This window comes from Paenibacillus sp. FSL R5-0475, assembly GCF_038004585.1.
In the GTDB taxonomy this organism is placed as follows: domain Bacteria; phylum Bacillota; class Bacilli; order Paenibacillales; family Paenibacillaceae; genus Paenibacillus_AQ.
Map to the genome: position 1 here is coordinate 5,991,172 of NZ_JBBORK010000001.1, position 25,121 is coordinate 6,016,292.

Annotated in this window: 23 protein-coding genes; 17 read left to right on the forward strand and 6 right to left on the reverse strand. The window is 46.7% G+C overall.

Going from position 1 to position 25,121, the window contains the following annotated elements:
• Positions 1–64 precede the first annotated feature (64 nt).
• Positions 65–2,332, reverse strand: coding sequence for a poly(ethylene terephthalate) hydrolase family protein (locus MKX41_RS26850; protein ID WP_340973876.1), 2,268 nt, complete (start codon positions 2,330–2,332; stop codon positions 65–67).
• A gap of 388 nt (positions 2,333–2,720) precedes the next feature.
• On the opposite strand from MKX41_RS26850, the gene MKX41_RS26855 reads away from it, so the two are divergent.
• The 4 genes from MKX41_RS26855 (at position 2,721) to MKX41_RS26870 (ending at position 6,522) form a co-directional block, all read left to right on the forward strand.
• Positions 2,721–3,848 carry a sulfate ABC transporter substrate-binding protein gene (locus MKX41_RS26855; protein ID WP_340973878.1) on the forward strand — a complete coding sequence of 376 codons (1,128 nt, stop codon included), beginning with the start codon at positions 2,721–2,723 and terminating at the stop codon, positions 3,846–3,848.
• 100 nt (positions 3,849–3,948) lie between these two features.
• The gene (gene cysT, locus MKX41_RS26860) at positions 3,949–4,803 is read left to right on the forward strand and encodes a sulfate ABC transporter permease subunit CysT (protein ID WP_076285184.1); all 855 of its coding nucleotides are present in this window, start codon (positions 3,949–3,951) and stop codon (positions 4,801–4,803) included.
• 519 nt (positions 4,804–5,322) lie between these two features.
• The gene (gene cysW / locus MKX41_RS26865) at positions 5,323–6,186 is read left to right on the forward strand and encodes a sulfate ABC transporter permease subunit CysW (RefSeq protein WP_340973881.1); all 864 of its coding nucleotides are present in this window, start codon (positions 5,323–5,325) and stop codon (positions 6,184–6,186) included.
• 111 nt (positions 6,187–6,297) lie between these two features.
• A complete protein-coding gene (locus MKX41_RS26870; protein WP_042184406.1) occupies positions 6,298–6,522 on the forward strand; it encodes a YezD family protein in 225 nt (74 codons plus the stop codon).
• A 107-nt stretch (positions 6,523–6,629) separates the two neighbouring features.
• Here the strand turns inward: MKX41_RS26870 and MKX41_RS26875 are convergent, their stop codons facing one another.
• On the reverse strand, positions 6,630–6,938 hold the full coding sequence (locus MKX41_RS26875; protein WP_076285185.1) for a hypothetical protein: 309 nt from the start codon (positions 6,936–6,938) through the stop codon (positions 6,630–6,632).
• Between the two features lie 254 nt (positions 6,939–7,192).
• On the opposite strand from MKX41_RS26875, the gene MKX41_RS26880 reads away from it, so the two are divergent.
• From MKX41_RS26880 to MKX41_RS26920, 9 genes are all read left to right on the forward strand, one after another.
• Positions 7,193–9,457 carry a helix-turn-helix domain-containing protein gene (locus MKX41_RS26880; protein WP_340973883.1) on the forward strand — a complete coding sequence of 755 codons (2,265 nt, stop codon included), beginning with the start codon at positions 7,193–7,195 and terminating at the stop codon, positions 9,455–9,457.
• Between the two features lie 281 nt (positions 9,458–9,738).
• The gene (locus tag MKX41_RS26885; RefSeq protein ID WP_231573375.1) at positions 9,739–10,659 is read left to right on the forward strand and encodes an ABC transporter permease; all 921 of its coding nucleotides are present in this window, start codon (positions 9,739–9,741) and stop codon (positions 10,657–10,659) included.
• 10 nt (positions 10,660–10,669) lie between these two features.
• Positions 10,670–11,530, forward strand: coding sequence for a carbohydrate ABC transporter permease (locus MKX41_RS26890; RefSeq protein ID WP_340973885.1), 861 nt, complete (start codon positions 10,670–10,672; stop codon positions 11,528–11,530).
• Positions 11,531–11,588: 58 nt separating this feature from the next.
• Positions 11,589–13,211, forward strand: coding sequence for an extracellular solute-binding protein (locus MKX41_RS26895; RefSeq protein WP_340973886.1), 1,623 nt, complete (start codon positions 11,589–11,591; stop codon positions 13,209–13,211).
• A gap of 79 nt (positions 13,212–13,290) precedes the next feature.
• Positions 13,291–15,246: an alginate lyase family protein gene (locus MKX41_RS26900; RefSeq protein ID WP_340973888.1), complete on the forward strand. Its 1,956-nt coding sequence runs from the start codon at positions 13,291–13,293 to the stop codon at positions 15,244–15,246.
• 43 nt (positions 15,247–15,289) lie between these two features.
• Positions 15,290–16,429 carry a glycoside hydrolase family 88 protein gene (locus tag MKX41_RS26905; protein WP_379424940.1) on the forward strand — a complete coding sequence of 380 codons (1,140 nt, stop codon included), beginning with the start codon at positions 15,290–15,292 and terminating at the stop codon, positions 16,427–16,429.
• 245 nt (positions 16,430–16,674) lie between these two features.
• A complete protein-coding gene (locus MKX41_RS26910; protein ID WP_339268423.1) occupies positions 16,675–17,088 on the forward strand; it encodes a GNAT family N-acetyltransferase in 414 nt (137 codons plus the stop codon).
• Between the two features lie 217 nt (positions 17,089–17,305).
• Positions 17,306–17,938 (forward strand): NAD(P)-dependent oxidoreductase, encoded by a 633-nt coding sequence (locus MKX41_RS26915; protein WP_340973890.1) that lies wholly within the window; start codon positions 17,306–17,308, stop codon positions 17,936–17,938.
• A gap of 46 nt (positions 17,939–17,984) precedes the next feature.
• On the forward strand, positions 17,985–19,607 hold the full coding sequence (locus MKX41_RS26920) for an NAD(P)H-hydrate dehydratase (RefSeq protein WP_340973892.1): 1,623 nt from the start codon (positions 17,985–17,987) through the stop codon (positions 19,605–19,607).
• Positions 19,608–19,614: 7 nt separating this feature from the next.
• Here the strand turns inward: MKX41_RS26920 and MKX41_RS26925 are convergent, their stop codons facing one another.
• Positions 19,615–20,070: a hypothetical protein gene (locus MKX41_RS26925; RefSeq protein ID WP_094874201.1), complete on the reverse strand. Its 456-nt coding sequence runs from the start codon at positions 20,068–20,070 to the stop codon at positions 19,615–19,617.
• A 32-nt stretch (positions 20,071–20,102) separates the two neighbouring features.
• A complete protein-coding gene (locus tag MKX41_RS26930; protein WP_340973895.1) occupies positions 20,103–21,002 on the reverse strand; it encodes an SDR family oxidoreductase in 900 nt (299 codons plus the stop codon).
• A gap of 129 nt (positions 21,003–21,131) precedes the next feature.
• On the opposite strand from MKX41_RS26930, the gene MKX41_RS26935 reads away from it, so the two are divergent.
• The 3 genes from MKX41_RS26935 to sdaAA all read left to right on the forward strand — a co-directional run bounded on the left by MKX41_RS26935 (position 21,132) and on the right by sdaAA (position 23,599).
• The gene (locus MKX41_RS26935) at positions 21,132–21,713 is read left to right on the forward strand and encodes a DUF4269 domain-containing protein (protein WP_340973896.1); all 582 of its coding nucleotides are present in this window, start codon (positions 21,132–21,134) and stop codon (positions 21,711–21,713) included.
• A 300-nt stretch (positions 21,714–22,013) separates the two neighbouring features.
• On the forward strand, positions 22,014–22,724 hold the full coding sequence (gene sdaAB, locus MKX41_RS26940; protein ID WP_340973898.1) for an L-serine ammonia-lyase, iron-sulfur-dependent subunit beta: 711 nt from the start codon (positions 22,014–22,016) through the stop codon (positions 22,722–22,724).
• Positions 22,721–23,599 carry an L-serine ammonia-lyase, iron-sulfur-dependent, subunit alpha gene (sdaAA, locus tag MKX41_RS26945; RefSeq protein ID WP_340973899.1) on the forward strand — a complete coding sequence of 293 codons (879 nt, stop codon included), beginning with the start codon at positions 22,721–22,723 and terminating at the stop codon, positions 23,597–23,599. Before sdaAB ends, sdaAA begins: the two co-directional genes overlap by 4 nt.
• Positions 23,600–23,627: 28 nt before the next feature.
• Here sdaAA and MKX41_RS26950 read toward each other — a convergent pair whose 3' ends face one another.
• Positions 23,628–23,930 carry a hypothetical protein gene (locus MKX41_RS26950; protein ID WP_339244493.1) on the reverse strand — a complete coding sequence of 101 codons (303 nt, stop codon included), beginning with the start codon at positions 23,928–23,930 and terminating at the stop codon, positions 23,628–23,630.
• Positions 23,931–23,991: 61 nt separating this feature from the next.
• Here MKX41_RS26950 and MKX41_RS26955 point away from each other — a divergent pair, with 61 nt between their 5' ends.
• A complete protein-coding gene (locus tag MKX41_RS26955) occupies positions 23,992–24,189 on the forward strand; it encodes a YwbE family protein (protein ID WP_042184438.1) in 198 nt (65 codons plus the stop codon).
• Positions 24,190–24,292: 103 nt separating this feature from the next.
• On the opposite strand, the gene MKX41_RS26960 is transcribed toward MKX41_RS26955, so the two are convergent.
• The gene (locus MKX41_RS26960) at positions 24,293–25,018 is read right to left on the reverse strand and encodes an HNH endonuclease (protein WP_340973900.1); all 726 of its coding nucleotides are present in this window, start codon (positions 25,016–25,018) and stop codon (positions 24,293–24,295) included.
• Positions 25,019–25,121: the final 103 nt, after the last annotated feature.

Here is a 25,121-nt window from a genome sequence, read left to right on the forward strand (position 1 = left end):
GGCCTTCCAATCAGCTGTACATGTGCTGAGGGGAAGGCCTTAAATGGTATAATGGCAAGTTACCTTAAAACATATTTCGAATTCCTAGATCGTAAAAGCCGATGTCATCTAGCATGATTTTATCTCCCTCGGCTTCAAGGTAGAAGGTGATTTCCGTCAGGTTCTCAGGCTCTAGCTCAGGTTCTTCCTCCTGAAACTGTTCGAACGGCATCTCATAGGTCTGAAATACAGCTTCGGACAGATCACCGTACTTCCCATCATTAATCCGTTCTTCAAGCCATGGGAATAACGTGAACTGAGTTTGCGGCAGTGGCAGAATATCCATTACCTCACTTAACGGCAAGCGTGCCGAGGTATCATTTTTGTCGGTTAACTCAACCTCTACATTGGGAGGTAGCGGAATACTTAGTTCATCTTTGATATCACCATTGAGGTTTGCTAAGGAAAATGTAAGGCCATCTGCGTCTGAAAGGGCCATTTCAGTAACAACACTGTCTTTAAGCTTAATGTTGTAATAAGCTTCCTCGTCTTTTTTGGCTGTGCGTTCAAGAACGACACCATATGTGGCTTTGCTCTTCGATTCACGATCCTTCGCGAGCTCTTCCGACCAGGATAATCCGGATGCTTCTGCTGTTCCGAGATTAACGGTATTCTTGTTGCGGTCCTCGTCAAATGTGGCTACTGGCCGATATCCCCCATCCTGGAATCGATTGTAGTAAGTGGTCTCCGGTAGCCATTTCAGTCCGCTGCGGTAATCCCGGAACAAGCTCTGGTATTCGTCTTTTCCATGCAAAGTGGTCTCCAGAAAAGCTGACACATACACTTTAGCGATTTGCCGCTGCTTGTCTGCATCCATAATTTGCGCTCGATTTAAAAAGAGGCCAGCAGGTAATGTCTGATCATACGCGCCCCAATCGCTGTTGAATTGACTGTGATTGGCGTCCGCAATATACAGCGAGCTTTTGAAAGCGGAGGATCCTGGAGAATAGGAAGTACGTATATACTGCCGATCACCATAGAAATCATGTACATCCCCATCACGAGCCCCTTGCAGAGTCAAATAATTGACATCCTTGAGACGGGCTTGCTGATCGTCTATCGTTTTGTCCGTAGGGGCAAGGGCGACCACAGAGGCTATATTAAAACGATCTACTGCCTTCATAACGGGATCATTTTTGAACCAACGTTCGGCGTCTGCTGCCATAGCAACAGCTTGTCCTCCACGGCTATGGCCGAGCAGGGCGGTTTTTGTGAAATCTATTTTTTGATAAAAAGGATTGTCTGGTTCATCCGAGAAAGCTGCTAGCTGTTCCAGGTGTTTCAGAATGATCCAGGTCCGTACTTTGAAATCATTGTCCGGAATACCGGACCAAGCAGAATAGTTCAGGAAATTCTCATCCAGGGAAATTGCGATAAACCCCCGGCTGGCCAAGAGTTCACCGAGATAAGCGTACCCTCCGTCAGAGTAATCTTCCATCATATGATTTCCGTGCACCATCAGAACTACCGGATAGGGACCTTCGCCCTCAGGCATCCATACTCGGCCGTTCAGTGGAAGTGCATTATAATCGAAACCCCAGAATAAAGTGCGGAGTTTTGACCAATCCTTAATATAAGCAGAAGCATCTACTGTAGAAGAGATCACATTGGTATCCTTGCCGTATTCGGTCCGATGCAGATCCTTACCGCTGGCATAAGTGAAGGTCTGATAGGCTTGATTGCCACGTTGTGACGGACTTGCGGCTGTCAACGGAATCACATCGGAATCACTGATATCAATGGGTTCCAAAGTAGGTATTTCCTGCACTCCGTTTGCCAGAGCAAGTTGGGAAAAAGTTACCGTAATGGTAAGCAGAAGTCCCATGGTTATTCTTTTGCTGCGCAGCAGTCCGATGGCTAATCCACCCAATGCACCTAATACGGATAGTAGAACAGCAATGAGAGCCGCAGCTTCAATCTCAAAATCTGCGTAATATAAGATTAGTAGAATCGCTCCAACATCGCTCAATACACAACCTGCGAATAGTCGTGGGATGCGCAGTCCGGTCAAGGCGATCAGTACAGCAATGATATTGCTGGCAATGGCCAGCAGAATGGTACTCGTACCTGCAGCGAGTGCAATATCTGTTGGCACCCCTAATCCAGTGGGTATACCTAATACGGCAGTGGTGAAGGCTAAAAAGCAAACGATCCAAAGACCAGCGATTGCTGTCCTCCAGACCGTTGTATCATAACGGTAAGTTCCCCTAATCCTTCGACTAATTTCTTGAGTCATTCTCCTATGAAGCCGTGGTCTTATCGGCGCAGGGACGTACTCTAAATCCATACCCATGATTCTCACTCCCGACATTAAGCGGTAATTTCTCTAGACCATAAGCTGTAGCAATAATATTACTTTATAGCATCAATAACAAGTGGATCTTACAGGAACCCACACTATTGCCTGTATAGCGTGGGATTTGTAAGATTCCTTTGTCATTGGCTGGAAAAAAAGGTTTGACACGGTTAAAGGGTTTCAGTATTATATCCATATAAACCGACTAAGTAGATAGGAATAATTGAAGAAAGTTCTTACCGTACAGACGGAGGAACGCCTGCATTAGGCTCGCAGACACGTGTCATAGGACCGGTTTGACCTGCCATACGTGGGCTTTCCTCCGTTCTTTTTGTTATCCACAGGAAAGAAATGAAGGCAAGAAAAACATGGGGGAGTGGAAAAGATGAAGAAAAAGATGAATAAAGGGCTTCTTGTAGGGTTTAGCTTGTTGCTGACGGCAGGGCTTACTGCTGCTTGCGGCAGCAATAACAACAACGGCAATAGTGCTAGTTCGGCAACAGACACACCAGCAACAACCAATTCAGCGGAGGCCACAAATGCGGCTGAAGCAACAAAAACTCCATCTAAAGATCCAGTAGAGCTACTGAACGTATCTTATGACCCTACTCGCGAATTGTACGAGAATTATAATAAAGCTTTTGCTGCCTATTGGGAGAAAGAAACAGGACAGAAGGTCACCATTAAACAATCCCACGGTGGATCGGGGAAACAAAGCCGTGCTGTACTTGATGGTCTGGAAGCGGATGTTGTGACCTTAGCACTTGGTTATGATATTGATGCCTTGCAGGAAAAGGGACTTATTAATGAAGGCTGGCAAAGTAAATTTGATCATAACAGTTCACCGTACACCTCGACGATCGTATTCTTAGTACGCAAAGGAAATCCAAAAGGAATCAAAGATTGGCCGGATTTGCTTAAGGAAGGCGTAGAAGTGATTACACCAAATCCGAAAACATCAGGTGGCGCACGTTGGAACTACTTGGCGGCGTGGGGTTACGCGCTAGACCACAACAATAACGACGAAGCTAAGGCTGAGGAATTTGTAAAAGAATTGTTCAAACATGTTCCGGTGCTAGATACGGGTGCGCGCGGTTCTACGACCACTTTTGTAGAGCGTGGAATTGGCGATGTGCTGATTGCATGGGAGAATGAAGCTTACCTTTCTGTAGAAGAGCTTGGTCCAGATAAATTCGATATCGTAAATCCATCTGAGAGCATTCTGGCTGAACCGCCGGTAGCAATAGTAGATAAGGTTGTGGATAAAAGAAATACGCGTGAAGTGTCCGAGGCTTACTTGAAGTATCTCTATACGGAAGAAGGACAAAAAATCGCGGCTGAGAACTACTACCGTCCAACGCTAGAAAGCGTGAAAGAACAATATAAAGATAAGTTCCCGGAAATAAAGCTCTTCACATTGGCTGATAAATTCGGAACCTGGAAAGAAACGCAAGAGAAGCATTTTAACGATGGCGGGATCTTTGACAAGATCTATGTGCCGGGTGCTAAATAACAGATTAATAAAACGAAAATTATATTTTTCTTTAAGAGATTTGTCCCTAGTAAGGGGCTGATCGGCTAACCTGCCGAAGGCGAGAAAGGATGAATAGGGGATGAATGTCACCGCAACGACTACAGCTGTATCGGCGACAACGCGGCGAAAGATACTACCCGGTTTTGGGATAACGATGGGGTACAGCGTACTTTACCTGAGTCTCGTGGTACTCTTGCCACTTTCAGCATTGTTGTTCAATTCTACTGGGCTGAGCTGGGCGAAATTCTGGGATGTAGCTACCGATCCGCGTGTATTGGCTTCGTATCGTGTCAGCCTGTCTACGGCAGCGGCTGCTGCTTTTGTGGATGCTATTCTAGGTCTCTTGCTGGCGTGGGTACTAGTGCGTTACGAATTTCCGGGCAAAAGAATATTTGATGCGCTGATCGATCTTCCGTTTGCTTTACCGACAGCTGTAGCTGGTGTCTCCTTGACGGCTCTTTATGCCACAAATGGCTGGATCGGAGCGTGGCTTGAGCCACTAGGATTAAAGGTGGCATTTACTCCGCTTGGCATTACCCTTGCCTTAATGTTCATCGGGATACCGTTCGTCGTGCGAACGGTACAGCCGGTGCTGGAGGATTTGGACCGAGATATGGAGGAAGCCTCGGCAACCCTCGGTGCAGGCCGCTGGAGAACCTTTCGTTCAGTAGTACTGCCTGAGCTGTTCCCGCCGTTGTTAACAGGCTTTGCTTTGGCATTTGCCCGTGGTATTGGTGAATTCGGCTCTGTCGTGTTCATCTCCGGTAATATGCCGATGAGAACGGAGATTGCTCCTTTGCTTATTATGTCCAAACTGGAGCAGTATGATTACGCTGGTGCTACTGCCGTTGCGTTGCTCCTGCTTCTCATTTCCTTCTTAATGCTGTTAGTCATTAATACGCTCCAGCGTTGGGTGCGTAAGACTTCTCGGTAAGTCTTTCGGTGTTACTCTCTATATTGCAAGTATTTAATTTGGAAGTTTTGTTTTGCTGAGCGATTCTTAGCGAAGCTATACCCTAACAGGTAAATGACGACTTTATTTTACGAAGCATACTTGCTTCCGTAAAATGCGGAATCCTCCGTTAGATAAAGTACTCGAAGAGTAATCCCAGTTTTGGAGGAGCGATAGCGATCTCGAAGTTTTGAAACCAGATGGCTGGTAAGAAAGGAACGGAGAGGAATATTGGAACTGTAGAAGCGTTAGCGTTCGCCTTTATCCTCGGATTTCTACCGCGAGGAGCGGTTCAAATCAGGAAATCTGAGGATAACAGCGATCGGAAGTCCAATATTCCTTGGAGTGACCCATTACCAGTAATCTTGTTTCATTAAATTTCCGAGACAGCAACCGATATGAAAACCAAGATTTCTCGAAGACACTTCATATCTACCGAAATACGGCATTTTTCAGAAGCTAATCATGCTTTCGTAAAACCCTTTAAAGGAGGAATAACTTGTGGCAGGCACGATCCCACTCCAAGCCCCCCGGCTACAGAAGAATACGTCCTCGCCAGCGACAACGGAAACCAAGGCTGTAAAATGGGTGTTGATCGGAGCTGCTGGACTAGTCCTTTTTTGGCTGATTGCCTTGCCTTTGATTGTCGTGCTGACAGAGGCACTCAAAAAGGGCTGGGACGTATATATAGCTGCTCTGACCGATCCAGATGCCCGTTCCGCTTTGCGGCTGACGTTGCTTGTTGCAGCGATCACTGTACCACTGAATACCTTTTTTGGTGTAGCGGTTGCATGGGCAGTAACCAAGTTTCGTTTTCGCGGTAAAGGGTTTCTCATTACCTTGATAGATCTCCCCTTTGCAGTATCGCCTGTCATCGGCGGTCTGATCTTTGTGCTCGTCTTCGGCGCCAACGGTTGGTTTGGCCCTTGGCTGAGCGCCCATGATATCAAGATCGTATTTGCGCTTCCAGGTATCGTGTTGGCCACGCTGTTTGTGACCTTTCCCTTTGTAGCGCGTGAGTTAATCCCACTGATGGAGGATCAAGGGACACAGGAGGAAGAGGCAGCGATTACCCTCGGAGCACATGGGTGGCAAATCTTTTTCAGAGTCACGCTTCCTAATATTAAATGGGGTTTATTGTACGGTATTATTTTGTGTAATGCGCGGGCCATGGGCGAGTTCGGCGCAGTTTCTGTGGTGTCCGGGCATATACGTGGGGAGACGAATACACTGCCGCTGCATGTTGAGATTTTGTACAATGAATATCAATTTTCAGCCTCTTTTGCAGTAGCTTCACTGCTCCTGTTGTTGGCTTTGGTGACGATGATTATTAAAAGCTGGTTATCACGAAAAAATGCCCATTGACAGTACTTTTGGTTCCGTGCTAAGTTAATTCATAGTATACGGGTTGGTAATAACGGAATTATGGAATTTAGGCGGATATAATCCTTTGGATGGGGAAAGGGAGGCTAGAGAATGGCTAAACCGCTGAAAGTGGATGATTTATGGCTTACGCGGATTGCAGGGCTTCTGGATGATATGGAATTTGGCTCCTTGCACATCGTAGTGCATGAAGGTCAGATTGTTCAGATGGAGCGTACGGAACGCAAACGTTTTGAGAATGGCAATGGCAACGCAAACGGGCGTTACATTAATGAGAGTGGAACCCGGCGGGCCGATTCCCAATCGGCAGGACGTTGATACAATCTCGGGCAATCATAAAGGTATATATCATATTTAAGAATAAACGCTAATAACCCACTCCTGAATAGGGGCGGGTTATTTTTCTGACGATTTAGGTGCTCTTATTAATAACGATTTGCCTGACGTGAAGAGGAAATCCCTTCAACGAGCAGTACGAGCGCAGTGATGCCATGCATGATCCAACCTAAGAGTGGGATAAACGCTAAAATCGAGGTGATAATGCCTAGAACATTCCCTACGATGGGTTTCCGCTCTCTTTGCAGGATTACAATGGCTACAGCGTGGAGTAAAAAGGCAACGGCAAGTGGGACCCAACCATTGGCTATAATAAAGAGACCGCCGAGGACAGGCAGAGCCAGAAAAGCCTCATACACACACGTTCCCCATTTAAACAGCTTTGCTACAGGAGACATTATGCCACCAACCTTTTTAGAATATTGTTATATATACTATTCCACACAGTGAGTAATAGGATTCAAGAATATAATACTTACCACTTTGGCGGATGTGTATGAATTTTGGGAATGGACGGTATTTTCATATTCATATATAGTGTGAGTTAGATATTTCCAAAAGAGTGTAAAGATATACGCTCACCCAATAAGGATACGAATTTTACCATTGGGTGATTTTCAATTTATAAAGGAATCATCAAGGGGAGATCACATTGCTTAGAAAATCCTTTTTCACAAAACTACTTATCGCTTATCTGGTTATTATATTCGCTTACACTATGATTGCTGTCTGCCTTTCTTTTTTTAAGGACAGCCAAAACGTGCGATCGGAATTAAGCCAGAAGCAGCAGAATTTTCTCATGCAATCGCGCGACAAAATTGACACGAAACTCGGTGTTTCTTTCAATTTAATTACACAATTGAGATTAGATGATCATGTTGTTAAATTCGCTGAAAAAGATCGCGATTACTATGAGATCACGCAAGCCTCTTATGCACTGAAAAATCATATAGATGCATTCTCTGAATTCGGCTATAGCATCGATTTAATGAAGACTAACGACGATTTGGTTATTACGCCGCAAATTTCGTCGGATAGAAGACGCTATATGGAAGATATGGGAATCACTAATGAGGATTTGGCACAATTAGGTACAGACAGCACGAGTCCAAACATAACGGTATCGAGCAGCCAAAATACAACGTCGACGAACAATGAAAGCGCATCCATAAGAATCGTTAATCCGGAACGGGTAGGAATAGGGAACTCATTATTTTTTGTTGTCTCATTCTTTGAACAATTGCTGCTGCCACCCCTATCACCTGATGCGCAAGAAGCTTTTGCCATTATCGAGAATGGTCGATACGTAACGCTTAAATCAAACTTTGACGATAAACGGAAAAAACAATTGCTTGCCTATCCACTGGCACAACTGGATGAACAGGCAACCGTGGATTATAAGAAGCTATCCAATGATGAATTCGATTTCCATTTAATCCGCTCGAATACGATGCCGCAATGGTCGTATATGTATGTTACACAGAACTACTCTTTGGTGGACTCCTTTTCCCCCAATTTAAAAGGGACTGTACTTTTATTAGCCATTCTTATCTTTGTGGGACTTGCGTTCGCCTATACAGTTTCCAGGCGCATGTACCGGCCTGTGGGTCATCTCGTCGGATTGTTCAAGAGCTACGGTGAGCCTTCGGGAGCAGACGAATTCGCTTTCTTGAACGAGACAGCGACGACTATAAGTAAAGCCAATGAACAGATGAAATCCGCGCTACATGAGCACAAGCTTTCGATGAGAGACAAGTTCCTGCGGGATTTGCTCCATGGACTCGTTCCACCTGACAAGGTGGATGACCTGCTAAATGCACATCAACTGCAAAGCCTTTCTAGCAACTTGAGCGTTTGTGTGATTTCATTCTCGAACGCTAAGGAATTGGAGGAGCAATATTCGAAAGATGCGATTCTTACGATAAAATCAAAGACTTCCTTGATTATTCATGAGCAGTTGAAAGTTCATTTCCCTTGTGAACTGCTTGATCATGATTTCACCAAATTTGTCTTCATAATCAGTGAATCCGATACGGAATCCATTCAGAAGAAGCTCATGAAAGCGATGGCTCAAATCGAGGACGCGCATGCATACGGATTGACTGCAGCTGTAGGCCAGCCTGTAATTTCTGCTGGGGAAATTGACCGCTCCTTTATCCAGGCACTTGATATTCTGAAGAGAAGATCGGCTGTGGACAAGACTTCCGTCATTACTTATAAACAACTCAGTCAAGTTCAGATGGTCAGCTATTATTATCCTATCGATACGGAACGCGAGCTGATCAGCTATGTGATTCGCGGCAAGCGGGAGAATGCTTTAAATACGCTAAACCGCCTGCTATCGGAAAATCTGGAGCAAAGGCAGTTAACCAGGCAGCAGCTCGACCAGTTCAGCCTGCTTGTGTTGGCTACGCTGAGCCGAATTATCCAGCAGTTGAATATGCCTTTCGAAGAGTTCGTTCAAGCTCATAAGGAATCTCTGGACATCGTACAGCACGGCGAATCGAAGGAGCTTATGGTTTCCGCCATTACTTCCTTGTTCGGCGCCATGATGGATACGATTGATCAGCAGAATGAAATGATGGATAACAGTACGGTAAAGCGGATGATTGAATATATTCATGACAACTACAATAGGGATTTATCGCTTAGCATGATAGCGGAGGAGTTTAACTTCTCTCCTGGTTATGTCAGTATCGCTTTCAAAAATCATTCCGGAGAAAATTTTAAAGATTACTTGAATTTTTATCGTGTGCAGCAAGCTAAAGAGATTATGCGTCAGCAGAAAGATATCAAAATTGGAGATTTAGCACTAATGGTCGGGTGCAACAATGCAAACACGTTTATTCGCATGTTCCGCAAGTATGAAGGGTTAGCTCCTGGCCAATACGCAAAGAAACTTAACGAGAAGGAATGAGGCTTCAAGTAATGAGAACCGTTGATTCAAAACAAAGCCGCCTAGCTTAATTGCCAGGCGGCTATTGTATGTTCGACGGGCGTTTCTCTATATAACGAGAAATTGTTGATACATAAAATAATGCACATTATGAACCCAGACATAAAGAGTTGCCGCTAGATGAAATAATGGCGATAGACAGCGCTTACATTCATTCCTATAGTTTAAATTGCAACGCTGACCTTTCAATTGGGAGCGCTCCTGAGGGGATCAGCTAAACATCGTTGCGAGAGGAGAAGAGAGTGCTGCTTAACTTTAAAGAAATAAAAACCAACCTGATCAGGGACCGTTATCTTTATCTACTCCTGATACCGTTTCTGGCTTGGTATATCATCTTTGCGTATAAGCCGATGTACGGCCTGCAAATCGCCTTTAAGGATTTCAGTGTATATAAAGGAATTGAAGCGAGTCCCTGGGTTGGATTTGAACACTTCGAGACCTTTTTTAAAAGTCCATATTTCTGGCGGCTATTAAAAAACACAGTATTGCTCAGTTTGTATCAATTGCTGTTTGCGTTCCCTGTGCCGATTATCCTCGCTTTGTTATTTAACGAATTGAAGAATGGGGTATTCAAAGCAACGGTGCAGACCTTCACGTATTTGCCCCATTTTATTTCGGTCGTTGTCGTAGCTGGGATCGTTACTAACTTTTTGGCTCCTAGCAACGGCATTATCAATATCCTGATCGAAATGATGGGTGGAGAAAAGCAATACTTTCTGACCAATCCCGATTATTTCCGTACGATTTTTATCGGGTCCATGGATATTTGGAAGGAAGCGGGATTTGGTACCATCATCTATATAGCTGCATTGTCCGGTGTCAATCCGGCTTTGTATGAGGCAGCGGTTATCGATGGAGCTAATAAATGGAAGCAAATGTGGCATATCACGCTTCCTGCCATCATTCCGACGATCGCAATCATGCTTGTCATGAAGGTGGGCTCCATGTTGGAAGTAGGCTATGAGGCGATCATTCTTCTATATCAGCCAGCCACCTATGAGACGGCCGACGTTATTAACACCTACGTGTACCGGTCCGGTTTACAGGATGCACGTTACGACCTGGCGACAGCGGTGGGACTGTTCAATGCCGTCGTTGGATTTATTCTAGTCGTATTTGCCAACAAGATGAGCAAGAAGTTAACAGAGACTGGATTATGGTAGGTGATGGAAGATGAAAAAAACCAGAGGCGAAAAGCTGTTCTATATCTTTAACTGTGTATTTCTTGGAATAATCGCTTTGCTTGCATTATATCCGTTTGTCTATGTCTTATCCGCATCCATCAGCTCCTCTGATGCGGTCGTTACCGGCAAGGTGATCTTGCTGCCGCGCGATATTAACTTTGACTCCTATGCAAAGGTATTATCGGAAAAGGGGATTTGGATTGCCTATTTTAACACGTTTTATTACACGATATTCGGCGTAATCGTCAATTTAATTCTCACCATTTGCGGGGCCTATGCCCTGTCCAAGAAACGGGTTATGGGGCGTACGGCCATCAGCTTCTTTATCGCGCTGACAATGTGGTTCCAACCGGGCATGATTCCGATGTATCTCAATTTCAGAGATTTGAACATGCTTGACAACAGGTTTACGATCATTATCGGTTTCGCGATTACGACCTTCTATGTCTTCCTCATGAGAACGTTCTTCCAGAGTATTCCGGAGGAACTCGAGGAAGCGGCAAAGGTTGACGGAGCAAATGATCTGACGATTTTATGGAAGGTGTATCTGCCGCTGTCCAAAGCCTCTCTTGTAACGATCGGATTATTCTATGCGGTGTACCGCTGGAACGGCTATTTCTGGACGATGATCCTACTGAGCGACGAGAGTAAGGTACCGCTACAAGTCTTGCTAAAGAAACTCATCGTAGAAATGAACGTGAGCGACGAAATGGGGAATATGGCGGTATATTCTAAGGAAACGATCATTTATGCAACTATTATCGTCTCCATTATACCGATTGTTGCAGCTTATCCCTTCATTCAGAAATATTTCGTCAAAGGCGCCATGATCGGTTCCGTCAAAGGCTAATGGCTACTTCAATCCTTTTACTATGAAATCAAGAAACCAATATTGGGAGGTCATGAATATGGGTAACAAAAAATGGATGAAATCATCTGCAATAATCATGATGTCAGTCGGTATGCTGCTGGCAGGCTGTAGTAACAATAACGCTCCGCAAAATAGTGGAAGTTCAGCGAATGATTCAAAAGGGTCGGATACAGAACAACTATCCGGGAACTTGATCTCTAAAGAGCCGGTTGAACTGACGCTCCATATGCACTACTCAGATAAGTTTATATTCGACGATAACTGGCCTGTCTTCAAAGAAGCGGAAGCCATGACCAATATTAAGCTAAAGGGTACTGCATCTAAGGCCTCGACGAATAGTAAAGAACTGTTCAATACAATGATGGCTTCCGGAAAAATTCCGGATCTGGTCCATCATCAAATTAAGGAGCAGTACGACAGCCTTGGGATTGAAGGGGCCTTTCTTGAGCTAGATGATCTGATTGAAAAATATGCCCCGAACATTAAAAAGTTCTTTTCCGAACATCCAGATGCAGCTAAATATATGAAAGCCTATAACGGCAAAACGTATTTCCTTAACTTTACGCCAGATGGACCGGCTGCAAGGGGCTGGTTTGTACGTCAGGATTGGCTGGATAAATTGGGACTAGAGCAGCCGAAAACTGTAGATGAGCTGTATGCGCTCTTGAAAGCCTTCAAAGAAAAAGATCCGAACGGTAATGGAGTAAACGATGAAATCCCATACTTCAGCCGATCCAAGCTGGATGGAATTTACGATCTACTGATTCAGTGGGGCGTGCAAGGCGGGGCCGATGCGGCCAAACGCGGATTTTACGCGGATAACGGTGTCGTCAAGTACGGCATGTATGAGCCGGGTTATAAGACTGCCATCGAAAATATTGCGAAGTGGTATAAGGAAGGCTTAATCGATAAAGAAATTTTCACCCGCGGAGAGAAGGCGCGTAACATTTTGCTCGGAGACAATGTCGGCGGCATGACGCACGACTGGTTCGCCAGCACAGCTAACTTCAATGACATTCTTGCGACTGAGATTCCAGGCTTCTCTTTTGTTCCGATGACGCCTCCAGCGAACACTGAAGGCAAAGTAATCGAAGAAAGTTCTCGCAAGGGGACGCATGCAAGCGGATGGGGAATCTCGGCGACTACCAAGCATCCCGTAGAAGCGATCAAATATATGGATTTCTGGTTTTCCGAAGAGGGTCGGAGACTGATGAACTTTGGCATCGAAGGTAAGGACTACGACCTCGTGGACGGCAAACCGAAGTTTAAAGATTCATTATTGAAAAATAAAGAAAAGACAGTCATTCAACAGCTTCAGGAAGAGGGAGCCCAGATCGAGCTCGCCTTCCATCAAGACTACGCTTACGAAGAACAATGGACAAACGCAACTGCGTTGAAAGGCATCAAGGAATACATTGACAATGGCTATATTATGAAGGCTTATCCGCCGATTTCTTATACAGATGATGAACGGACCAAATTTGAGGAGTTAAATGCGGGCGTACTGACTTATGTGGAGGAAAAGCTGCAGCGTTGGGTGCTCGGCGTGGAACCAGTAAACGATGAGACATTTAGCAAGTATATTAAAGAGCTGGAAAGCTTGGGCATCAAGGATTTGCTTGCTGTGGAGCAAGGTGCATACGACCGTTACATGAAATAGCTGGAATCGCTCCTTCCGGAGTCTTGATGATTTCGGAGGGGGCATTTCGAATTCAAAATAACATAATGGAGATGAATAAATGAATCTGCAATCATTGCTGAAAGAGCCGATGACTACGACGGAGCTGTTAGCTAACTTGCGCTCACGGCTTGAGCCGATGGACGAGAAAGCCGCCTATATCGCAGCACATATGCCTGATCACGTGCGCGAGACGATTGCGAATGCCGAATTCGCCTATCAAGGAATGATCATGCTTCCTGGTACAGGGGGAGTCAGAGAGTTTGTCGGGAATCCGCCTAGCTGGCTAGAGCGCAGACATAATGACAATGAATATTTATGGCAGCTGAATCGCATGACGCATTGGCAGGATTTACTGGAAGCCTACTCGCTCACCAAGGACGCGAAATACGGACTCAAGGTCATCGATGAAATGCTGGACTGGATCGAAACGGTCACTATTCCTGAGGACTTACTGGCTAAGCCGATTGGCTATTTTACGGAATGCCATCCGCTGAGGGTTTTGGAGATTGGTATCCGGGGCTACAAAATTTGGCCGCTTGTTCTGGAGCATCTAGGCCCTTCGGAGTTGTTCACGGAAGAAATTTTGGAGAAGTATTTAACAGTCATTTACAAGCAAGTAAAAGCTTTGCGTAACGTGTCTCCTCAGCTGTGGCCTAAAGCGGATCATAACCATTATTTAATGGAATGTTTGGGCCTTCTGACGACTGCTCTTTACTTTCCCGAGCTGAAAGAAGCCGAGGAATGGAAGGCTTTTGCGATAGAGGGCATCGAAAAGTGCAGCATGGCGCAACTGACAGAGGATGGCGGTCAAATTGAAGGCTGTCCATCGTATCATAATGGCTGCATGTTCTGGTTCGGGCTGGCTGTCGTTCTGGCTAAACGTTTCGATTTTGAGTTCTCTGCGGAGTACATGGGACGGTTCAGAAAGAATTTGGATTACTCGATCTACTCGTTAAGACCAACCGGGAAATGTGTACCTGTCGGAGACTCTTTTGCAAATCCGCTTGCGGTAATGTCTGGCGTTTATGGGTATTATGCCTTGAATGATAGCTCCTGGCTAGGGCTTGCAACGAATTTGATTGATGTACACGAAGTTGTAAGGGAAGCTAGTAAGCATGTATGGAGAGCGCTCGATGTCCGCCAATTTGTGGAGGAGCTGTATTCCTTGCAGGATAGAGAGTTTGTATTGGATAAGCCCACGACATTCTGGAATCGTACATTGGATCAAGCAATTATCCGCAGTGGCTGGGATTCGAAGGCTCTCAGTTTTTTGTTTACATGTAAAAGCCCGATTCAGAATGCCCATGCCCATATCGATCTGATGAGCTTTGATTTTACGGCGCTCGGAAAAGACATGATTTGCGATCCCGGATTTTTTTGTTATCGGAATGATGAGGACCGTAAGCAGTTTAAGAGCTCGAATTATCACTCTACGCTGCTGATCGATGAGCGAGATCATTTCGAGTATATTAATTCCTTTACATTTGGGCCACAAAAGCCTGGTGGAATCTACAATGTAGAGGATAGAGGCTTCTACCAGCTCGCCAGCGCCAGCCATACAAACTATGATCCGGTTGTCCATCATCGGCATATTTCACTAGTCGATAATCGGTTCATTGTTATTGCAGATCGGGTAGAAGGACTAAATGATCGTAGCGTTCAGCGTTATTTCCATCTGGATTTTGTCGAGGTGAAAGAGAGCCTAGGCGGCGTGATTGGGACTAGCGATATTGCAAATCTGGCGATTGCGACAAGCCATACGGGGAAATTGGATCTTCTGGAGGGAAGGCTGTCCGATGAGACCGATATCTCAAGGCCTTCGACAAGGGTCCGCTTTCAGGATAGGTACAGCGGTACTATGACTTTCTTGACCGTGCTTATTCCTTTTCAAGGGGGGCAACAGCCTGCCGTTCAGATTATTGAAGAAGAGGAAGGTGTATTTAGCTTCGAGATTGGAGATCAGTACTTGGTTTCGATAAACGAAAGAGATATGCACATAAGCAAACGGGCTTGAAAAGGGGTGACCCTTAGAAAGTTAAAAAATAGGAGTGAGCAGATTGTTGAACCTTCAGGCTGATGATCAAATTTGGGTAGATAATGTCATAGCTAAACTAACGGACAAAATGGACGTCGTATGTGAACGATCAAGAAACAAAATTCCATACACGACAAGAAATGGTACGCACGATAATCAGATCGAAAAAGATATCAACTGGTGGACGAATGGATTTTGGGGCGGTATGATGTGGCTCATGTACCATGAAACCGGCGCTCAGAAGTACAAGGAAATCGCCAATTTTACGGAGGATGCATTGGATGCCTGCTTCCATCAATTCTACGGTCTGCATCATGATGTCGGATTTATGTGGTTGCCTACGAGCTTGGCCAATTATAAAGTTACCGGAAATCCGGAATCTCGTAAGAGGGCAATGCACGCCGCCAACTTACTTGCTGGACGATTTAATCTGGCAGGCGGATTTATCCGCGCTTGGAACGATGATACGGCCAGCGAAGATACAAGAGGGTGGGCGATCGTGGACTGCATGATGAATCTACCGCTTCTCTATTGGGCGAGCGAAGAGACTAAAGATCCGCGATATGCGCAAATCGCAATGAGGCATGCGGACACCGCTCTAGAAGCTTTTATCAGGCCGGACGGGTCCGTGAATCATATCGTGGAGTTTGATCCGTTCCATGGAGGCGTGGTCCGAACTTACGGCGGCCAAGGCTACGAGGATGGCTCGTCCTGGACACGTGGGCAGACCTGGGCTTTATACGGCTTTATGATCAGTTATACGCATACGGGAAAGCCGGAATATTTGCAGGCAGCCAAACGGGTGGCGCATTATTTTATGGCTAATATTCCGGATAACGGGGTTATTCCAATCGATTTCCGGCAACCGAAGGAGCCCGCTTACGAAGACTCCACGGCAGCGGTGATCGCAGCTTGCGGACTGATCGAGATCGCCCAAGTTGTTGGCGAGCACGAAAAGGAGGTCTACCTGAACGCCGCGCTGAAGCTCGTGAAAAAAGTGGACGCTACTCGCTGCGACTGGACGACCGATTCCGATCATCTTTTAATGGGCGGTTCAGCAGCGTATCATCATAAAGACATTCATGTTTCAATCATTTATGGCGATTATTATTTTATGGAAGCTATTTTTAAGTTAAAGGGGAACGACTTGTTCTTGTGGTAGTAAAACGATATACCAGATCAGTTAACCAGAATATTGGGAGTAATCGCCTTTTTAATAAGAAGATAACACTTCATAATAATGAAAATCATTGATAAAAAAAGCCGCCTAGCCTATGTGCCAGGCGGCTATTGTATATTCGACGGAGGCAAGTCTTGCCTGTGCACCATTGAGTCGTATATAGTTGGAACAGCAATGCTGAACGGCGCTAATTCTATTTTATTGTAGGATGCTAGGAGGAGAAAGGTATGGGGACAACAGGAAAGCTGGATATACGTCATGAATGTCCTTCAGTGGAACAGTATTTAGCACTGAGAAAAGAGGCCGGTCTGAGTGCAATGAGCGAAGAAGGGGCTGCGATAGGGCTGCCTCGTTCTATTTTTGCAGTAACCTTGTATGAGGAAGATACCTTGGTCGGGATGGGCAGGGTGATTGGCGATGGGGGATGCTTTTTTCAGGTTACGGATATCGCAGTGAAGCCTTCTTATCAGGGTCGCGGTTTAGGAAAATTGATCATGGGGGAAATCAGGGATTTTCTTCATACTGTACCGGACAAGGCTTATGTCAGTCTAATCGCGGATGGGGAAGCCTCTAAATTGTATGCACAATATGGCTTTGAATCGGTCATGCCACGTTCTCAGGGAATGTTTTTACGTCCTTAATGTGAGGACATGCTACTTAGTAGAGAGTGCCCCTTGTATTGGTGAAGGGGTTTTTCGTTTGGAAGTTAACGGATGCGATTTGATTTCAAATGGACCGCAGGGGATAAATAATGATTAAAGGTTGTAAGGGAAAGGCTATTGAGACGAGTATTGAAAAATATAAATAAGCAGGAAGGCCGCACGCTGGTCTTACCCGGAAAAAGTGAGGAAAAAACAGATGGATGTTGTAGTATTGGGTGCATCAGGAACGATTGGAAAGGCGATTGTACAGGAGGCTTTAAAAAGAAAACATGAGGTAACAGCTGCGGTACGGAATCCAGAATCAGTAACTCTTGAACATGAACGTTTGCATATCACGACTGTAGATGTTCTAGATCCTGCTTCAGTTGCAGCTGCGGTCCGTGGACATGAAGAGGTAATCAGTGCATACGGTCCAGCACTCGGCCAAGAGAAGGATTTGCTAACAGCAGCTAAGGCAATTGTAGAGGGGATGCAAGAAGCTGGGCTCAATCGACTGCTAGTTGTGGGTGGTGCAGGGAGTTTGAAGACTGAATCTGGAGAGCTGTTGATGGATACGGCAGATTTCCCTGCTCAGATTAGACCACTGGCAGAGGCACATGCGGAAGCTTATGAAATTTACAAAAACACAGAACTGGATTATACGTATGCCAGTCCTGCTGCGGTAGTTCATTCAGGTCGACGTACAGGCCAATTCCGCATTGGACTCGACCGTCTCGTTTTTGATGAGAATGGCGAAAGTATAATCAGTGTAGAGGATTTTGCTGTAGCTATGGTGGACGAGCTGGAGGAAGGGAATTTTAGCCGGACGAGATTTACTGTAGCTTATTGATATCAAGCTAGTTGTGGATTGAAGTGTAGCGGAAAGGGGCCGAACCATGTATCTGGTAACTGCTGAGCAAATGCGGCGGCTGGACGGAGAAACAATCCAGCGGCTGGGGATTCCAGCTATTGCGCTGATGGAGAATGCGGGAAGAGTGATCGCAGAGGAGATCGTTGCGCTGTGCCGGCGGAGAGGTGGAGAGGGCTGCAGAAATGCAGCCGGATGGGAAGACGCCGGGAAGGATGCATTTCAGGTCAGCGCAGATCATGCGCTGACCTTGGACAATGCCGCCGCCGAGCGATGGTTTATCCTCGTCGGCAAAGGCAACAACGGCGGCGATGGCCTCGCCGCCGCACGGTATCTTCGCGAGACCGGCATCGCCGTCACGCTCGTTTATGCGGTGCCGCCGGAGTCGCTCTCCGGCGAGGCAGCTCTGCAGCGCGATGCGGCTGCAGCCATGGGCCTTCCTGCCGTGGTATACGGCAGGGATCGGCTGGACCTTGCCGAGTGCAGCGGCATCTTGGATGCGCTGCTCGGCACCGGCGCCGCGGGAGCCCCTCGCGGTGCCTATGCGGAGCTGATTGCCGCAGCGAATAGCAGCGGCAAAGTGATCGTGTCCGCGGACATCCCAAGTGGTCTGAACGCGGACACCGGTGAGACGCATGAGCCTTGCATTCATGCGTCGGTGACGGTTTGCCTCGCGTTTCTCAAGCGAGGCCTCCTGCAATACCCCGGTGCAGGCGCAGCGGGGCATGTGAAGGTCCGGGCCATCGGCATTCCGTCTTCTTTGGCCCCTGAAAGCGGTGTGCAGGTTCACCTGCTGACACCGGAAGTGCTGCATGCCCATCTGGGCGTAGATCTGGCCCGCCGGCGTTCGCCTGAAGGCCATAAGGGTACTTATGGGCATGTCCTTCTTGCTGCCGGCACCTTAAGAATGAGCGGCGCCGGACTGCTCTCTGCCCGTGCTGCGCTCCGGGCAGGCTGCGGATTAGTGACATGGGCGCTTCCTCAGAAGCTGCTGCCCTGTATCATCGGTTCTGCCCCTGAACTCATGTTAGCCGATGTTGGGGGCAATGAAGATGGAACCTGGCAAGCAGGGAGCGTTTCAGAGCTACTGAAGCTAAGTAAAGAACGAGATGTTCTTGCCATTGGTCCCGGTCTTGGTCGATTCGAGGCTGATACAGAATGGCTTCGCAATCTCTGGGAAGGGACGGATTGTCCTCTGGTGATCGATGCGGATGCTTTAAATATATTAGCTGACGCTGATTACAAGAGCTGGGCAAGTAGACGCCATCCGGTGATTCTGACGCCTCATCCAGGTGAGATGGCCCGTCTTGCTAGTATAACAACAGCTGAGGTACAACGGGACCGCATCAGTCTGGCTATGGGATATGCGAAAGAGCATGGGGTTACCCTTGTATTAAAAGGAGCACATACGGTTATAGCAACGCCTGAAGGGCAAGCTTATGTAAACACCACAGGCCATCCCGGCATGGGTACTGGTGGAGCCGGTGATGTGCTAACGGGCATCATTTCCAGCCTGCTGGCTCAGGGACTGAATGAGGCGCAGGCAGCAGCTTTTGGTGTATATCTACACGGATTAGCAGGGGAGAGAGCCGCCCGTCAGCGGAATAATCCAGCGGCTATCATTGCCGGTGATATCATAGAAGCACTCTGAGTGCAGCTTATAACAGCAGCAAGCAAAGCAGCGGTAGAAATAGTGCAAACACAGGCAGTAACAGAGGGGAACGCTCAACACCCAGTTGCGTCACTCGTAGCAGCAACAGTCCCAAAATTCCAGCCAAGCCCCACAGCAGTAGCTCTGCACCTTGTTCTGCTGCCAGCCATAGACCTGCACCGAAACCTGCGGCTACGTATACAACAAGGGAAACGATGTGGGAAGTGGAACGCAGGAGGCGCAGCAGAACATCGGCTACTAGTGCGGCTGGTAGTCCATAAGCGTAAATCGCATAGGGGATCGAAAGTGGCCAACCCTCTGGTATGCCGTTATGTTGTGGAAACCCAAGCATAAGTAAAGAGATAAGGACGTACGTTAGCCCTGCGCAGGCTAATTTTGTTAAGGCATACATGCCGCTTGTTAAACGGACTGAAGGAATATCATAATCGGGCATCTTATTCATAGGTATACATTCCTCTCGTGGTGTGTTGTGTATCAGCTGGTGACCATATCTCCACCGTTGACATGTATACATGTCCCAGTAACATATGAAGAATCAGGGCCCGCTAAAAATAGATATGCTCCTGCTAGCTCATAAGGCTGTGCAGCACGTTTAAAGGGTGTATCTGTACCAAAGATACTAACTTCCTCTGCAGAGTAGCTTGAGGGAATCAGTGGGGTCCATACCGGACCGGGAGCTACACTGTTGACTCGGACGCCAGCGTCTACGAGAGATAAGGCTAAAGAGCGGGTAAAAGAGACCACCGCCCCTTTGGTGGAGGAATAATCTATGAGCTCTTTATTTCCTTGATAGGCAGTAATGGAAGCGGTATTAATGATGGATGCACCTTTTTTAAGATGTGGAAGTGCGGCCTGAGTGAGGTAAAAGAATGAAAAGATATTCGTCTGGAACGTCTGGTACAATTGCTCTTCTGTTATATCCAAAATACTTTTTTGTGGATATTGGACACCGTGATTATTGACCAGAATGTCCAGCTTGCCGAAGGTGCGAATCGTATGCTCCACAGCCCTGAAGCAATTCTCCTTATGGCGTAAATCAACTTCAATCCTTAGACAGCGTTGCCCTAATTCTTCGATCCGCTTTTGAGTGACTTCCGCATCTGAGGCTTCGTATAAATAAGCTATAGCAATGTCTGCACCTTCTTTTGCAAAAGCAATGGCTGTGGCTTTACCAATCCCGCTGTCGCCTCCGGTGATGAGTGCAACCTTTCCCTTCAGTTTTCCACTGCCGATAATTTGCGGGTTTTCACTGATGGGACGAGGATTCATCAGACTCTCCAGGCCCGGCTGACGATCTTGATGCTGTGGAGGAAAAGCAATAGGCTGCTCTTTACATACTGTCCGCTCCCCATAATAGGGGTAGATGGGATTCATTTTTTTTAAATAACCTCCTTGCGTTCTTCCTTCCGTATATTTCTATGCATGCGCCCAGAAAAGCGTGCGCTGTCATCAATACATACATATGCGTTTATAAACCCGAGTCGGAGGAGGCGCTTGTTCAAAATGAATGATTGGCGAAATATCGATGATTTGATTCATGGAACCGCGGTTCAGAAAGAGGTCTATAACCTTCTTTTAGAGCTCGATATTATGAATTTGCTAAAGGACTATAACCCTTTGTTGGTTGGGACAATACCGCTTGGAATTCAAGTGGAGGGCAGCGATTTGGATATCATATGTGAGGTTCATGATCCTGCGGATTTTAAGGCGCTAGTTGTTCGATATTTTGGAGCCATGGAGGGGTTTGTTAGCGAATCACGAGTGGTTCAAGGGATTCCTCGAACGAAAATTAACTTTATGGTAAAGGGCTGGCCTATCGAACTGTTTGGACAGCCGAGGCGAACGGAGCTCCAGAATGGTTATTTGCATATGATCGTTGAAGCTGAAATTTTAGCTCAGATGGATGATGATTTTCGCGAACGGATCATTCTTTTAAAATCAAGCGGATGGAAGACAGAGCCTGCCTTTGCGAAAGCTATGGGATTAGAGGGCGATCCTTACGAAGCGCTGCTGGAGCTGGAAAAGCTTCCTCGGAGCGCTCTTCATGCTTTATGCCATTCTGTTCAAGCGAGGGAACAAGTATGATCTTGTCTTGAGAATCTCCGCGCAGCCGGTATTACCAAGTGCCACCTGATAGTTATTGAAACCAATGAACATGGAAGAGGGTTCTGGGAAGGGATGGGCTGGCAGTATAGAGGTGGAATTATGCTGTGCTCCCAGGATATCTTGTGATACTCAGGACATGAAATAGAAATACTAGCCTTTGAATACGCAAAGTCAGGCATTTGGATATCACAGCAAATGTCACGGTGAACTCCGACTGCTAGTGCAGTATACTATATAGGAGTACGATAATTGCCTATTCTTGCAGGCAGGAGGTCTTTTATGCGTTTTAAGGATGTATTTTCAATTATTGGTCCGGCGATGGTCGGTCCTTCAAGCTCACATACCGCTGGGGCGGCACGGATCGGGAGGGCTGCAAGGCAGGTGTTGGGTGAAGTACCGCGTGTGGCTGAAGTAACGTTTTTTGGTTCTTTTGCAGCAACTTATCAGGGACATGGCACAGATCGAGCGATTGTTGGAGGGTTACTTGATTTCACTACCGACGATCATCGGCTTCCAGATTCCCTAGAACTGGCGGTCGAAGCCGGGATGGAAGTTTCTTTTAAGCAAGGAACAGGTCTGTTCCCACATCCGAACACCGTTAAGCTGTATCTCATCGGACAAGAAACAGGAAGCGAAATGACACTAACAGGGACATCTATTGGTGGCGGAAACATCGAGATTGTTGATATCGACGGTTTTGGAGTGAAGCTTACGGGGATCTATCCGACGGTTCTGATTAATCATATGGATTATTTAGGTGTTCTGGCGAGTGTTACGGAAGTGATGCGTAACGGACAGTTTAATATAGGGCATATGTCTCTGGATCGCAAGAATCGTAGTGGTGCAGCCTTAACGGTGCTGGAGCTGGATGAAGCGGCTACACCGGAGCTTATTGAAGCGCTTAAAGCGCTCACTGCTGTGAAATCCGTGAAGTTGGTTAATTTAAACGAAGGTAAGCAAGATGAGAAGGGGAAGGAAAGTTTAACATGAATTTTCAAACACTTAGCGAGCTGGCTGTATTGTGTGAGGAACGTGGTCTCACGATTGGAGCACTTATGCTCGAAGAGCAAAGCGTGGAATCTGGACGTTCCAGTGATCATGAATTTTCCACGATGCGTGAATATTATGGCGTGATGAAAGAGGCTGTTCATCGCGGGATGCATGAAGATACAACTTCGCGCAGCGGCCTTACAGGCATGGATGCCCAGCGGGTAGGAGCATACAACGCGGCTGATGAGCCATGCCTAGGTGGACCTGCAGGTCAAGCTATGGCTTACGCGCTGGCTGTATCCGAAGTGAATGCTTCTATGGGCCGGATCATTGCGACGCCTACTGCTGGTTCATGCGGGATTATTCCGGGTGTATTTCTCAGCTGTCAGGAACGGTTTGGCTGGGATGATGACTACATGGTATCCGGATTGTTCGCAGCCGGGGCCATCGGTTATGTCATCGCCAATAACTCCTTTGTATCGGGTGCGGAAGGCGGCTGTCAAGCTGAGGTAGGTTCTGCCATTGGGATGGCAGCAGGCGCGTTAACCGAGCTACGCGGCGGAACGCCTGCACAAGCAGTGCATGCTGTCGGGTTAGCACTTAAGAACACTTTAGGCCTGATTTGTGATCCGGTTGGCGGACTTGTTGAGATTCCTTGTATTGTTAGAAACGGATTCGGTGCAGTTACTGCACTTGCCGCCGCAGATATGGCACTGGCTGGTGTTCGTAGTGTGATTCCTTCAGATGAAGTTATCAAGGTCATGCTCGAGGTAGGCTCAGCTATGCCAGAGAAACACCGCGAGACTGCAGGGGGCGGTTTAGCACAGACACCTACCGGCCGTAAAATCATGCAGGATTTACGCAAAAAGAAGTAATTAATACGTCTCAAATCACAATTTGTATTTAGAGCAGTTTGAAACGTTCCAGCTGATCCCATTGACCTTCTTGTCGAAGGATTTCTGCCTGCCTAGGTCCAATGAGGTCAAAGTGGGGAAACGATGAACGATTATGAATATATTGGGCAGGCAATCCGTTCTCCTCGCACCAGTGTTTCAGTGTGGTAAGATCACTACAGCCCACCTTGGTGACGGTAGTGATGCCGGGAAAGCGTGGATCCAGCCAATAATGAGTCAAGAAGGCGATCTCTCCTGCGGAGACCGCTTTTTTCCACCGGGTTAATTCTTCTCTATTGATACCGAAGGCCATAACGTCTCATCCTTATCTATTGTAGTTGACAACATTATAACCCATGAAAGGGGATTACATTATGAACGGACAAGTAAGAGCGGATATTCGTCCTGGGCTTGAAGTGGATATTGTACTTAAGCAGGATCAGCCTACAGGCAAGCTAACACACGGTACGGTGAAAGATATTCTCACGAACTCGCCTCGGCATCCGCATGGCATTAAGGTCAGATTGACTAGCGGACAGGTAGGACGAGTTAAGAATATTACAGGCAACTAAATAAACTACACTTCTCCATATTAAAAAGCGACCCTAATCTCGTAGGCTGTTCTGTTCACGGAAACAGAACAGCCTACGAATTAGGGCTTTTTGGTTTAAGTTGTTATATTCGGCCCATAAAATCCTCAACAGATTTATCAGCTTTAGTCTGATTACATAACGTGCAAGCGCAGACGCAATTATCTGGGGTTGTATGACCACCTTTAGCACGAGGTAGTAAATGATCAATGGTGTCCCCATAAGCGCCGCAGAAGTAGCAGGTGTAATTGTCTCTGGCTAGTATATAAGCGCGAAAATCCTTATTACTATACAATCGTCGAATCGTTCGACGGTTTACAACGATAGCGGCATGTTCCCTGACCAGGATAATTGCAAGCGCTAGATCAATCTCCTGATGCCAGCGCCGTCCCTTGTCGCTATGACCGCGCATTAGAATCATCCCTTTGGTAGAAGGAATCAATTGGGTTGGATCTTCCGGATTTAGCTTTGTGCCTTGAGCATGCGACCTTTTTCTTCGCTGTTCCAAACCTCGTACGCGTCGGTTCGGATTAGATTGTCCTGAAGAAGCAGCAGCGGAAGACGGCTTTCCCTCTTTGGGACGCTCTAATAGAGTGTGCTGATGGGTTTGGATCGTATCAAGCTTCACCAGTAAGGGGTTTGCTGTGAGTTTTATATTTAGTGTTTCCCGTTGTTTGCGACATTCACGGCAGGCACCACGGCGTGACTGCCCCTTGGAACGTTTGCCTGTACGTCTGCGAAATTCTGTGAGCGGCTTCAGCTTGTGGCAATAAGCACACTGCTTGGTAGATAGAAGGTCGGTATCGTTCATAGGTATGTTAGGTGCAGCGCATGTGTACGCATGTCCTGTCTCCTTGTTTTTGAAATATAATAAACTATAAGATCCACACCATACTTTATGTCTTGGATTTCTC

Bases quoted from the DNA above. Each gene is read 5' to 3' on its own strand.
- MKX41_RS26850 (WP_340973876.1), bottom strand. From the start codon at position 2,332: ATGGGTATGGATTTAGAGTACGTCCCTGCGCCGATAAGACCACGGCTT.
- MKX41_RS26855 (WP_340973878.1), top strand. From the start codon at position 2,721: ATGAAGAAAAAGATGAATAAAGGGCTTCTTGTAGGGTTTAGCTTGTTG.
- cysT (WP_076285184.1), top strand. From the start codon at position 3,949: ATGAATGTCACCGCAACGACTACAGCTGTATCGGCGACAACGCGGCGA.
- MKX41_RS26870 (WP_042184406.1), top strand. From the start codon at position 6,298: ATGGCTAAACCGCTGAAAGTGGATGATTTATGGCTTACGCGGATTGCA.
- MKX41_RS26875 (WP_076285185.1), bottom strand. From the start codon at position 6,938: ATGTCTCCTGTAGCAAAGCTGTTTAAATGGGGAACGTGTGTGTATGAG.
- MKX41_RS26890 (WP_340973885.1), top strand. From the start codon at position 10,670: ATGAAAAAAACCAGAGGCGAAAAGCTGTTCTATATCTTTAACTGTGTA.
- MKX41_RS26895 (WP_340973886.1), top strand. From the start codon at position 11,589: ATGGGTAACAAAAAATGGATGAAATCATCTGCAATAATCATGATGTCA.
- MKX41_RS26900 (WP_340973888.1), top strand. From the start codon at position 13,291: ATGAATCTGCAATCATTGCTGAAAGAGCCGATGACTACGACGGAGCTG.
- MKX41_RS26910 (WP_339268423.1), top strand. From the start codon at position 16,675: ATGGGGACAACAGGAAAGCTGGATATACGTCATGAATGTCCTTCAGTG.
- MKX41_RS26915 (WP_340973890.1), top strand. From the start codon at position 17,306: ATGGATGTTGTAGTATTGGGTGCATCAGGAACGATTGGAAAGGCGATT.
- MKX41_RS26920 (WP_340973892.1), top strand. From the start codon at position 17,985: ATGTATCTGGTAACTGCTGAGCAAATGCGGCGGCTGGACGGAGAAACA.
- MKX41_RS26925 (WP_094874201.1), bottom strand. From the start codon at position 20,070: ATGAATAAGATGCCCGATTATGATATTCCTTCAGTCCGTTTAACAAGC.
- MKX41_RS26930 (WP_340973895.1), bottom strand. From the start codon at position 21,002: ATGAATCCCATCTACCCCTATTATGGGGAGCGGACAGTATGTAAAGAG.
- MKX41_RS26935 (WP_340973896.1), top strand. From the start codon at position 21,132: ATGAATGATTGGCGAAATATCGATGATTTGATTCATGGAACCGCGGTT.
- sdaAB (WP_340973898.1), top strand. From the start codon at position 22,014: ATGCGTTTTAAGGATGTATTTTCAATTATTGGTCCGGCGATGGTCGGT.
- sdaAA (WP_340973899.1), top strand. From the start codon at position 22,721: ATGAATTTTCAAACACTTAGCGAGCTGGCTGTATTGTGTGAGGAACGT.
- MKX41_RS26950 (WP_339244493.1), bottom strand. From the start codon at position 23,930: ATGGCCTTCGGTATCAATAGAGAAGAATTAACCCGGTGGAAAAAAGCG.
- MKX41_RS26955 (WP_042184438.1), top strand. From the start codon at position 23,992: ATGAACGGACAAGTAAGAGCGGATATTCGTCCTGGGCTTGAAGTGGAT.
- MKX41_RS26960 (WP_340973900.1), bottom strand. From the start codon at position 25,018: ATGAACGATACCGACCTTCTATCTACCAAGCAGTGTGCTTATTGCCAC.